The sequence below is a fragment of the uncultured Campylobacter sp. genome (assembly GCF_937996225.1).
Classification (GTDB): Bacteria; Campylobacterota; Campylobacteria; order Campylobacterales; family Campylobacteraceae; genus Campylobacter_B.
In genome coordinates, this window is the sequence record NZ_CALKTC010000067.1 from 22000 (window position 1) to 33519 (window position 11520).

At 48.9% G+C, this 11520-nt stretch carries 11 protein-coding genes; 7 read left to right on the plus strand and 4 right to left on the minus strand.

Features of this window, described 5'->3' with window-relative positions; genetic code table 11:
* Nucleotide 1: 1 nt before the first annotated feature.
* The 4 genes from Q0174_RS07800 to Q0174_RS07815 all read right to left on the minus strand — a co-directional run bounded on the left by Q0174_RS07800 (nt 2) and on the right by Q0174_RS07815 (nt 4505).
* Nucleotides 2-1198: a replication-associated recombination protein A gene (locus tag Q0174_RS07800; protein WP_298043088.1), complete on the minus strand. Its 1197-nt coding sequence runs from the start codon at nt 1196-1198 to the stop codon at nt 2-4.
* 698 nt (nt 1199-1896) lie between these two features.
* The gene (gene cysK / locus Q0174_RS07805) at nt 1897-2811 is read right to left on the minus strand and encodes a cysteine synthase A (RefSeq protein ID WP_298043090.1); all 915 of its coding nucleotides are present in this window, start codon (nt 2809-2811) and stop codon (nt 1897-1899) included.
* Nucleotides 2812-2820: 9 nt separating this feature from the next.
* Nucleotides 2821-3234 (minus strand): Rrf2 family transcriptional regulator, encoded by a 414-nt coding sequence (locus Q0174_RS07810; RefSeq protein WP_177387438.1) that lies wholly within the window; start codon nt 3232-3234, stop codon nt 2821-2823.
* A complete protein-coding gene (locus Q0174_RS07815; RefSeq protein WP_298043092.1) occupies nt 3234-4505 on the minus strand; it encodes an aminotransferase class I/II-fold pyridoxal phosphate-dependent enzyme in 1272 nt (423 codons plus the stop codon). Before Q0174_RS07815 ends, Q0174_RS07810 begins: the two co-directional genes overlap by 1 nt.
* A 191-nt stretch (nt 4506-4696) precedes the next feature.
* Between Q0174_RS07815 and Q0174_RS07820 the strand changes: the two genes are divergently transcribed.
* From Q0174_RS07820 to rplI, 7 genes are all read left to right on the plus strand, one after another.
* The gene (locus tag Q0174_RS07820) at nt 4697-5056 is read left to right on the plus strand and encodes a hypothetical protein (protein ID WP_298043104.1); all 360 of its coding nucleotides are present in this window, start codon (nt 4697-4699) and stop codon (nt 5054-5056) included.
* A complete protein-coding gene (locus Q0174_RS07825) occupies nt 5057-5971 on the plus strand; it encodes an HAD family hydrolase (protein WP_298043094.1) in 915 nt (304 codons plus the stop codon).
* A 793-nt stretch (nt 5972-6764) separates the two neighbouring features.
* The gene (locus tag Q0174_RS07830) at nt 6765-7010 is read left to right on the plus strand and encodes a DUF2018 family protein (RefSeq protein ID WP_298043097.1); all 246 of its coding nucleotides are present in this window, start codon (nt 6765-6767) and stop codon (nt 7008-7010) included.
* Nucleotides 7010-8002, plus strand: a complete 993-nt coding sequence (locus Q0174_RS07835; RefSeq protein ID WP_298043099.1) for a polyprenyl synthetase family protein — start codon at nt 7010-7012, stop codon at nt 8000-8002. Before Q0174_RS07830 ends, Q0174_RS07835 begins: the two co-directional genes overlap by 1 nt.
* The gene (gene hemA / locus Q0174_RS07840) at nt 8002-9558 is read left to right on the plus strand and encodes a glutamyl-tRNA reductase (protein ID WP_298043101.1); all 1557 of its coding nucleotides are present in this window, start codon (nt 8002-8004) and stop codon (nt 9556-9558) included. Before Q0174_RS07835 ends, hemA begins: the two co-directional genes overlap by 1 nt.
* Nucleotides 9548-11275: a proline--tRNA ligase gene (locus tag Q0174_RS07845; RefSeq protein ID WP_298043102.1), complete on the plus strand. Its 1728-nt coding sequence runs from the start codon at nt 9548-9550 to the stop codon at nt 11273-11275. Before hemA ends, Q0174_RS07845 begins: the two co-directional genes overlap by 11 nt.
* Before the next feature lie 78 nt (nt 11276-11353).
* Nucleotides 11354-11520: 50S ribosomal protein L9 (rplI, locus tag Q0174_RS07850; RefSeq protein WP_298043105.1), on the plus strand; the 167-nt coding region annotated here is incomplete at its 3' end.

Consider the following 11520-nt stretch of genomic DNA (forward strand, 5'->3'; position numbering starts at 1 on the left):
CTCATTCCTTAATATCGATCTTTTCTTTGCGCAATCGCGCCAGCCACTCATCCAGCGTCTTTTCAAAGCCGATCCCCTTACTTTCGTAAAATTTCGCCGCCTCGCTCATATAGGCCTGCTCGACCCAGCCGCCGAAGTCGTGCGGGTATTTGTAGTCTGCGATCTGCTTATCGGAGTTGATGAGATAGCGCGGCGTAGGCAGCGGCGCAGCGGAGCGGACGAACTTCAAAGCGGCATTGATGCCCAAATACGCGGCGTTTGATTTGGGGCTGTGCGCCAGATAGATCGCGCATTGCCCCAAGATGATGCGAGCCTCGGGATAGCCGATTTTGCTGACGGCAGTTAGCGTGCTAGCGGCGATATTTAGGGCGTTTGGATTGGCGTTGCCGATATCCTCGCTAGCTAGGATCACCATCCTGCGCGCGATAAAATCCGCGCTCTCGCCCGCATCTATCAGCCTCGCGACATAATACAGCGCGGCGTCGGCGTCGCTTCCGCGCAGGCTTTTTATCATCGCGCTTGCGAGCTCATAATGCACGTCGTCGCTGCTAACACCCGCAGCCACGGCATTTGCACGCAGCGTGCGAAGCGTATCCAGCGTAATGGCGCTGTCTGCCAAAAGCGCAAATTCCAGCAAATTTAACATACTCCTTGCATCGCCGCTACTGGAGTTTAGCAAGTATTTTCGCGCCTCCTCGTCCATCTCAAAGCCGATCTCGCCCTGTACCCGCGCCAAAAGCGCCTCCAAATCCTCATAGCTAAGCGGTTCGAACTCAAAGATCATCGAGCGCGAGCGGATGCCGCTGCTTAGCACGAACTGCGGATTTTCCGTCGTCGCGCCGATGATGATCGCGGCGTAGTTTTCCATCGGGATTAGTAGCACCTCCTGCTGCGTCTTGCTGAGGCGGTGGATCTCGTCGATGAAAATGAGCGGCTTGATGAGCGAGCCGGCGTGCGAGGATAGAATTTTGCGGATATCCTCGACCTTCAGGCTCGTGGCGTCAAGCTCGTAAAAATCGTAGTTCAGCTCGCTTGCGATCACGCGCGCCATCGTCGTTTTGCCGCTGCCTGCGGCGCCGAAAAATATACTGTGCGGGATGCTGCCTGCGGCGACAAATTTTTTAAAAACCGCCACGATCTTGCCCTGTCCCACGATTTGATCAAGGCTTTTGGGGCGAAATTCCAAGCTCAAACTCATTTTGCAACCTTAAAAATTTTGCCCCGATGATAGCGTTTTTATGATTAAATTTTAAAATTCGGCTAAATTTAAAGGGCGGAATTTTGAAATTTTATTTACAGCGGAGTTTGAAATTTATACACGGCGCGAATTGGGAATTTTAGCCGCACGAGCGAGCTTAAAAATTTCAGAATAGGATTTTAAAATTTTATGCCGCGTGCGCGGGCTGGCGATATAAAATTTTGCGGCGTACGAATCGCGCAGATTTAGCGGCCTTAGCAGTTTTAAATTTATGCCCTGCGTTGCGCGGTCGCGCCGTCATACATAGCGCGCCCGAAATCAGCTCGGCGCGTAAGATTGCGTAATATGAAATTTTAAAATTTAGCCCTATTTTGGGACTAAATTTTATCTCGCGGCGGGCGATGAGCCGCTAAATTAGCAAATCAATAAACGCAAAATAGCAAAGCTAAAAAATCGTTTCGCTCCCATAAAATCATCGCGCAACCATCGCGAATATCGCCCCGCCCGCGCAGAGAAACTATCGTATTAATTCTCGCGCCTACGTAACGTCGCGCAATCGTCGCAATAACCCGCGCGGGCGCGCAAAACTCGTCGTGCCAATTTCGGCGCCTGCGTAAAATTTAATCTCGCGAAGCTGTACGCCAGCGTAAAATGCGTAAAATTACCGCGCTAACGCCGCACTGGTGCAAAACTGCTGTCTATTTAAAAAGCTCGGTAGAAAGATACCTCTCGCCGGTATCGCAGAGGATCGTAACGATCACTTTGCCCTTGTTTTCGGGCTTGGCGGCGATCTGCGCGGCTGCGTAAACGTTCGCACCGCTTGAAATGCCCACGAGCAGGCCCTCTTTTTGCGCCAGCTGTCTGGCCGCGGCGAATGCATCGTCGTTCTCAACGCTCAAAAAGCCGTCGATGACGCTTCTGTCGAGATTAGCTGGGATAAAATTTGCGCCGATCCCCTGTATCTTGTGGCCGCCTGCACTACCGCACGTAAGAAGCGGCGAGCTAGCAGGCTCCACGCCGTAGGCTTTGAGGTTTGGATTTTTAGATTTTAAAAATTTCGCCGTGCCGCTGAGCGTGCCACCGGTGCCAAATCCCGCGACTAAAATATCTACCTTACCGCCGCTTTGCTCCCAAATTTCAGGTCCAGTGCTTTGAAAATGCGCCTTTGGATTGCTCGGGTTATCAAACTGGCTCGGGATGAAGCTATTTGGAGTGCTCGCAGCCAGCTCATTTGCCCTATCTACCGCGCCTTTCATTCCGAATTTCGGATCGGTCAGCTCGATTTTAGCGCCGAATGCGGCTATGAGCTTTTGGCGCTCGATACTCATCGAGCTTGGCATCGTTAGGATGAGCTTCATACCGAGCTTCGCCGCGATCATCGCAAGCCCCACGCCCGTGTTTCCGCTGGTAGGCTCTATCAAAACGCTATTTTTATCGATTTTGCCCGAGCTTAGCGCGTCTTTTACGATCTGCCACGCGATGCGATCTTTGACAGAGTGGCTTGGGTTTAAAAATTCCGCCTTGGCTAGGATGAGGGCATTTTTGCCAAACGTATTGATTCTAACTAACGGAGTATTGCCGATGAGCTCCGTAACATCGTTTGCTATTTTCATATTTTTCCTTTAAATGCTGAAATTTAAATACTGGACGCTTCGCGCCATCATCTCCTCGTAGCTGCTTAGAGGCTCGTTAAATATCTCTGCCAGCTTAACGTCGAATTTCTCAAAAAACGCCCGCAGTCCGGGATCACTCATCTGAATGCTAGTCATCCGCAGATCCTTCTCAAGAGCGGTAAAAATTTCACCAAAAGTTATCTCACTAGCATCTCTGGCTAGGTGATAACCGCCGTTTTTACCTTTGATGCTACACACTAGTTTCTCGTTTCTAAGGGTATTTAGAATTTGCTCCAAATAATTCTTAGAAACTCCCGTACGCTCGGCTATCTCTTTTATACTTATCGGCGCTACTTCGCTAGCTTTGGCGATCTGCAAAATCGCAGCCAGCCCATAAACGCCCTTTGTGCTTAAAAGTGCCATTATTTCAGTGCCTCACTAAGATCGGAAATCAAATCGTTCGCGTCCTCTATACCCACGCTTAGGCGGATTAAGCTCGCAGGCACGCCAGCGCGGTTTAGCTGCTCCTCGTTTAGCTGCGAATGCGTCGTGCTCGCAGGATGAGTGATGATCGACTTCGTATCGCCGATATTTGCTACGACTGAGAAAATTTTAACCTGACTAACCGCCTTTAGCGCTGTTTCTTCGCTATCTACGATGAAGCTCATCAGACTGCTTGCATAGCCGTTTTTAAATTTAGCTTTGATTGCGGCATTAAACGGCGAGCTTGCAAGCCCCGGATAATTGACCTGCTTTACCTTCGGATGATTTTGCAAAAATTCTGCTATCTTTAGCGCGTTTTGCGAGTGTTTTTGCATGCGAAGCGGCAGTGTTTCAAGCCCCTGGATGAGCTGAAACGCGTTAAACGGCGATAGCGTCGCACCAATATCGCGAAGCAGGGACAAGCGAATCCTAAGCGTATAAATGTCGAAATTATCTACTAAATCTGCATAAACTAAGCCGTGGTAGCTCTCATCAGGTTCGTTGAAATGTGCGTAACGCGGATTGCCTTTGAGTTTGGAATTTAATCCTTTGCCCGAAACGATTGCACCAGCGATACTAAGCCCCTGTCCACTTATATATTTGCTAGCGCTGTGGATTACAACATCGGCGCCGTCATCAAGCGGATTGTAAAGCGCAGGGCTTGGGATCGTGTTATCCGCAATCGTTACTACGCCGTGCTTATTTGCGATTGTAGCGATTTTAGCGGTATTTGCAACTGAAATTTGAGGATTTGAAAGCGTCTCGAAAAAGATCGCTCTAGTCTTATCATCGATTAAACCTTCCAAATTATCCGCAGTTTCGGAGTCAAAAATTCTAGCCTCGATGCCGAAACGCTTGATCGTGTGCGCCAAAAGCGTGGTCGCGCCACCGTAAATTTTCTCGGCGATGATGATATTTTCGCCCGCTGCGGCTAAATTTGCCACCGCAAAAAATATCGCCGCCTGCCCACTAGAGACCGCGATTGCAGCTTTGCCGTTTTCCAGCGCCGCAAGTCGCGCCTCAAAAACATCAGTAGTAGGATTTGTCAAACGCCCATAAATCGGTCCTAGATCACGCAGCGCGAAGCGATCAGCGGCCTTTTTGCTAGAACCGAAGTTAAACGCGGTGCTTTGATAAATGGGAACTGCCATCGTGCCATAGCCGGCGACGGAGTCGTAACCAAAATGAGTTGCGAGGGTTTCTTTTTGCATTTTTGTCCTTTGTAAAAAATTTGGCGAATAATAGCGAAATTTTAAAATAAAGTCAAGTATTTTTATATGATTTTAAAATGCCTATAATACGGGATTTATAGAAAAAATATTATTAAAATATAGTTTTACAATATGCGTAATTTTGCCAAAATTTCGAATTTTGCTATAATGCGCGCTTTAATTAAGGAAAGATCATGCAAATCAAAGAAAAAGATGAGCGCGTTAAATATATCCGCGCACTAGAACGCTTCGTAAAATCCGCCGTAGCGCTGCTAAAGCGCGAGGATTTCGACGCAGAGCTTTTTGCGAAGCGAATAGCTAAAAACTATGAAATTTTATCTAAAGCGGCCGCTACGAATCTCGATAGCCCATACACCAAGGCGCTTGAGAGCTTTGCTAAAAACGTCCTTGATGCTAGCGAGGCAGGACAGACCAGCGATGCTGCGTTTAGATCAGCGCTACAGCATGAAGCAAACGCTCTGCAAAAGCTCAAAAATAATAAGAGTTACAAAAAAGACAAGCACAAAATCGATTTTTTAAAGGATTATTAGATGAAAACCGTGATTTTTGATATGGATGGCACGCTGCTTGATTCTTCGCGCGCGATCGAAATCAGCGTCAATAACACTCGCCGCGAGCTCTACGGACTAGCGCCGCTACAAAAGAATTTCATCGTCCGCACCATCAACGATCCAAGCAAAAACGCCTTTTTGGAATTTTACGGCAAAACCGAAGCAAGCGCCGAGGAGCTTGCGTTTTTCGAGAAGGAATTCGTAAGCAATTACCGCGATTTCGCCGTGCTTTACGAAGGTATCGAAGATCTTTTGCACTCGTGCAAAAAAGCAGGATTTTTTCTCGCAGTCGCTTCTAATGCGCCTTCCTATACCCTAAGCGCGATCTTAGAAAAGACAGGGGTGCGCAGGCTATTTGATCTGGTCGTAGGCGCGAACGAGCAGATGCCATCAAAACCCAACCCTGCGATGCTGCTACACGTAATTGCATGCTCGCCGCACAAAAACGCGATTTTTTTAGGCGATAGCAAAAAGGATGAGTTAGCCGCGATCCGTGGCGCAGAATTTTTACAAAATTTAGAATTTCAAGGCAGCAATGACGGCGAGAGCTTAAATGCCAGCCGTGACACTAGTAGAAAGAATTTCAGCGCTAGCAGCGGAAGCTTAAGCTCTTGCGGCAAAAATCTTAACGCAGATGAAAAATTCCGCCCTAACGACACAGATGCTGACGGGGCGGCAACGCTAAGTTTTAAAGGTGCCAAAATTTCCGCAAAAGCAGAAGCGACGGAAAGCGCACAAGCTGCAGCAGCGCGATATTTTCAGGCAAACTTGGCAGATCTAAGAGGCGCAAAACTTGAGTATTTGCAGGTATGCTGGGGGTTTGGCGAGCCTAGCGAACTAAGTCGCAATGCCCTAAGCATCACGCAAGCGCGCGAAATCATCGGCGGAATTTAAAGTAGCCTGGCTTTTGAGGCATAGCTAATTAAAAGTAGTATTGTAGCAGGGTAAAATCACGCTTAGGCTCTTAAAACGGAGCAAATTTCATCCTCGCGCGCAACGTAAGCGAAATTAAAATTTAAAAATAATTCTTGCGCGAAAAATTCCGCTAGCACAAAAATAGGAATTTCATTTACGAGAGTAAATTTGAAATTTTAAAAGTAGCTCTTGTGGTGCGCGATTTTATCTGCGCGAAAAATGAAATTTTATCTATAAAAGGTGGCGAAATTTTAAAATTTAAAGACACCCTCTCGCGGCTTAATTTAAAATTTGCCTCGAAAACCAGACTTAAAATTTAATGCTAAACGCGATTTTAGCATTCTACTGTGTACATGAAATTTCAATCCTGTGCGAAATTCAAGAATTTTACCGCTTAAACAAAGCGGAATTCTATCCGCTCAAGCGAAACCTGAAATTTCACTCGCACCAAAGAATTTTAAAATTTCCGCAAAATCAAGCCGCTTATCTGTAAATTTAAAATTCCGCCTATCTGCAAAGCTTCGCGTTTAATCCGCCACGCTACCAAGATTAAATTTTTAAATTCCACTCGCTCTGCCTATCTCGCAAACAAGTAAAATTTTAAAATTTATAGATTCAAAGCCCAAAATCCCGCGCTTAAGCTTAAAATTTATCACACGCAAGCGCAAAATCTGCGCAATTACTCATGTTTAAAAGCCCCCGATAGTTTGCCGCGCCCTAACCTAAATTAAATTTTACATTTGCTATAATCGCGAAATTTTAAGGAAGGTAAATGGATATTTTTGAAGGTAGCCCAAGAGAGAAATTTTTTGAAATTTTATCCGCTGCAAGCCCTACTTTGGTGCAAAACGAAATCGAAGAAGCTCTAATCCGCCTAATCGCCTGTGAGCGGCTCTGCGAAGCGCACGGCATTAGCGAGCGCGAGATCGAAAGCTTCATCGCGCAGCAGAATCTACAAGACGAGCTAAACGACAAATTTTTGCAGATGAGCGGAAATATCCTAAGCAACAACGAATAATGCAAGATCAAATCGATTTAATTATGAAAAGCTTCATCGCAGACTGCGGATATGAGCCCGCTAGCGAGATGTTTGATAGGCTAAGCCCCGGCAAAAAACTGCGCTCCAAGCTGCTACTAAACATAGCGCAAAAAGATAAAAAATCGCTGCGTCTGTGCGCGATCATCGAGCTCATTCAAGCCGCAAGCCTGCTGCACGACGACGTCATCGACGAAAGCTCGGTGCGCCGCGGCAAGCCCTCGATAAACGCCACCTACGGCTCCAAAAACGCCGTGATGCTGGGCGACATACTCTATTCCAAGGCATACTTCGAGCTTTCTAAATTTGAAAGCCGCATCGCCGCCGCGCTTTCGGGCGCCGTCACGAAGCTTGCCGTGGGCGAGCTGATGGACGTGAGCTTAAGCAACGATTTCAACGACGATGCGAGCAAATATCTGCATATGATCTATCTAAAAACCTCCGCTCTCATAGAGGAAGTCGCGCGCTGCGGGGCGTTTTTGAAATTCGGCGGCGCGGAAAATCGCGGCGAAATTTCAGATATGAGCGGCGCAAAAAACGGTGGCGAAATTCCAAATGCCGCGAAAGATCGCGATAAAATTTCAAGCGCAAGCGCAAAATTCGGCGAATACGGCAAAAACCTTGGGCTTGCCTTTCAGATCATCGACGATATTTTAGACGTCACGCAAAGCTCAGAAGCGCTCGGTAAGCCGAGCCTGAGCGATTTTGCGGAGGGCAAAACCACCCTGCCCTACATCTATTTATACGAAAATTTAGATAATGCGCAGCGGCAAAAGCTAAAATCGTTTTTTAAAAAGCAGTTGCGCGAGAGCGAAATTTCATGGATCAAAGCGAAGCTTAGCGAGCATGGCATTATCGAGCGCTGTATAAACGAAGCTCGTGCCTACGGGCAAAAGGCGCTCGAAGCCGTGGCGGAATTTAAAAACGACAAGCTGGAGCAAATCGTGCGAGATATGATAGATAGGGAGTTTTGATGGCGTATATGAGCGTGAGCTTCACCCACAAAAACACGGATATCACGGTTCGTGAGAAACTTTCGTTTTCAAACGACGTGCGCAAGAAAGAAATTTTACGCCTTTTGGCTTCAAACTCCGCAATAGAGGAGTGTTTGGTGCTAAGCACCTGCAACCGCGTAGAAATTTTTACCGTCGTAAGCGACTTTAGCGAAGCGCAAAAGTTCGTGCTTTTGGCGCTTTCGCGCATTAGCGGCGTGAGCTACGACGAGCTAGCCGAGCGTGCCGATATTTACGAAGATTACGGCGCGATACACCACCTTTTCGCCGTCGCAGCCTCTCTTGATAGCCTCGTAGTGGGCGAAACGCAGATCGTAGGCCAGCTCAAAGACGCCTATAAATTCGCGATGCAAAACGCTCGCGCCGGCGCGCAGATCGCAAGAGCGATAGATGAAGCGCTAAAGTGCGCGGCGCGCATCCGCAACCAAACCGAAATTTCAAAAAATCCGATCTCGGTCTCAAGCGTCGCCGTAGCGATGGCAAAAGACAGGCTGGGCTCCTTGCAGGGCGCGGACGCCGTGGTAGTGGGCGCGGGAGAGATGAGCGAGCTAGCGTGCAAACACCTGCTCGCAAACGGCGCGAACGTTACGATTTTAAATCGAAATTTAGCCGGCGCGCAGAGGCTAGCCGCCTCGCTACTTGGCGAGAATTCCTTGGATGCGAAAGATTGCGCGGATGAAAATCCCGGCACAGGCAAGAATTCAGACGACTTGAATTCCAAAAATGTCGCGAATTTCGCAGGCGAAAATCCCGCGCAAAAACAAAATTCCAAAGACGGCGTAAATTTTAATAAAGAGACTTTTACAGACAGCAATGAATCTCGCATAGCAGGCGAAAATCCCAAGGACGATAAAAATTCCACCGCCTGCGCAAATTCCTCCGCGCAGGTACAATCCCGTATTAAAATCGATAGCCTTGATAATCTCAAAAAATATCTAAACGTAAATAGCCTATTTTTCAGCGCTACGGGTTCGCAAGAGCCGATCATTACCGATAGCTTGTTAGAACCCAAAAGCTTTAAGCGATATTTTTTCGATATAGCCGTGCCGCGCGACGTGGAGCTTAGTCAGAGTGAGGATATTGAAGTTTACAGCGTCGATGATCTTGAGGAGATCGTAAAGAAAAATTTGCTACTTCGCGAGGAGCAGGCGCAGATCGCTTACTCGATCGTGGCAAAATGCACGAATGAATTTTTCAAATGGCTCAAGGCGGCGGCATCCACGCCGATCATCAAGGCCTTGCGCCAAAGCGCGAAGCAAGTAGCCGAGCTGGAGCTAGCCAAAGCGCTTAAAAAGGGCTATCTAAAGCACAGCGATGCAGAGGAGGCGCGCAAACTGATCCATCAGGTTTTTAAAGCGTTTCTGCACGCTCCGACGGTAAATTTGAAAAACCTCGGCGAAGCGGACGATGCTGACGGCACAGTAAACGCGCTGGTCGAAATTTTTGAACTGCAAGAAAACTACGAAAAATTTTTAAATCAAGAAAACGAGAAAAAGGACAAACAGAATGAAATTTAGCAAGCTTTTCGCTCCGAGCCTCAAAGAGGCCCCTAGAGACGCGGTACTACCTAGCCACGCGCTTTTGATCCGCGCGGGATTTATCGAGCAGCTGGGCAGCGGGCTTTATAATTTTTTGCCGCTAGGAAGGATAGTGCTGGAGCGGATCTGCGCCGTCATCAGGCAGGAGATGGATGCCGCGGGCGCGCAGGAGGTCTCTTTTAGCGTCGTGACGTCTGCGGATGCGTGGAAAAAAAGCGGTCGCTACGCCAAATACGGCAAGGAGCTGCTGCGCTTCAAAGATCGCAAGGATAACGACTTCGTGCTAAGCCCAACCAACGAGGAGGCGGCGGTTTTGATGGTAGCGGATAAGATCACGAGCTACAAGCAGCTGCCGCTAAATATCTATCAGATCAATACGAAATTCCGCGACGAGGCACGCCCTCGCTTCGGGCTTCTGCGCGGACGCGAGTTTACGATGAAGGACGCTTATAGCTTCCACGCAGACGCTGCGGATATGAAGCGCGAGTTTGAGGTGATGAGGCAGGCGTACTCGCGGATTTTTACGCGACTTGGGTTAAATTTTCGCGCGGTCGATGCGGACAGCGGCGCGATCGGCGGCAGCGGCAGTAAGGAGTTTATGGTGCTAGCGGATAACGGCGAGGACGATATCGTCGTGTGCAAGCGCTGCGAGTATGCCGCAAATATCGAGGCTGCGCGCCGTGCGCCCAAAACCACGAACGCCGCCGCGCCCGAGACCGACGGTATGATGAAATTTAAAACCCCCGCGATGAAAACGATCGACGCGGTGGCGGATTTTTTCAAAGTGGATAAATTCTACACCATCAAAGCGGTGATCAAAAAAGCGCTATACGAGGATCGCAGCGAGATCGTAGCGTTTTTTATCCGCGGCTGCGACGAGCTGCAAGAGACCAAGGCGCAAAACGCCTGCGGCGCGCTGGAGCTAGTCGATGCTAGCGAAGAGGAGATCGCGCAAGCGGGCTTTACGGCGGGCTTTTGCGGACCTTTCGGGCTCGGCGAGGGGGCGAAATTTTACATCGACGCCGAGCTAAAAGGAGCGCGCGAGATGATCGCGGGCGCAAACGAGCCCGATTACCACTACGTGGGCACTAGCGTGATAAATTTTAACGAATCGCGCTTTGCAGATCTCGCCGCCGTGGGCGCAGGCGACGCGTGTCCGTGCTGCGGCGGCGAGCTTGGCATCACAAAAGGCATCGAAGTAGGCCATATCTTTCAGCTCGGCACGCGCTATTCAGAGCCGATGGGGGCGCGATTTTTGGACGCAAACGGCAAGGCTCGTGCGTTTTTCATGGGCTGCTACGGCATCGGCGCAAGCCGCCTTATCGCCGTGGCGATCGAAAGCAGCCACGATGAGCGAGGCTGCGTGTGGCCGCGCGAGCTGGCGCCTTTCGAGCTTGAGATCATCATCTCAAACCACAAATACGTAGCTGCGGTAGAATTTGCCGAGAAACTGTACGAGCAGTGCCGCGCACTGGGCGTTCGCGTACTGCTCGACGATCGCGCGGAGCGCTTCGGCGTAAAGATGAACGACTTCGAGCTAATGGGCTTTCCGTATGCAGTGCTCGTGGGAAAAGCCCTAGCTGAGGGAGGCGTCGAGTTTATCACCCGCGCAGGCCTAAAGCGGCAGAGCGTAAGCGCGGATGAAATTTTAAAATTTATCGAGAAAGTAGCGAGCGGCTGCGGGCAGGTTTCATGAAATTTCACTAAATTTCAGATCCGCCCGCGCCGCTTATAAAATTTTATAAATTTAAAGCTAAATTTAAAAGGATAATGGATGAAAGTATTACTAATAAAAGACGTTAAGGGGCTCGGAAAGGCGGGCGAGGTAAAGGAGGTCAAGGACGGCTACGGCAACAACTTCCTAATCGGCAAAGGCTTTGCTAAAGCTGCGACTCCCGATGTTTTGCGCCAGTACGAAGCCGAGCAAAAACGTAAGGCCGA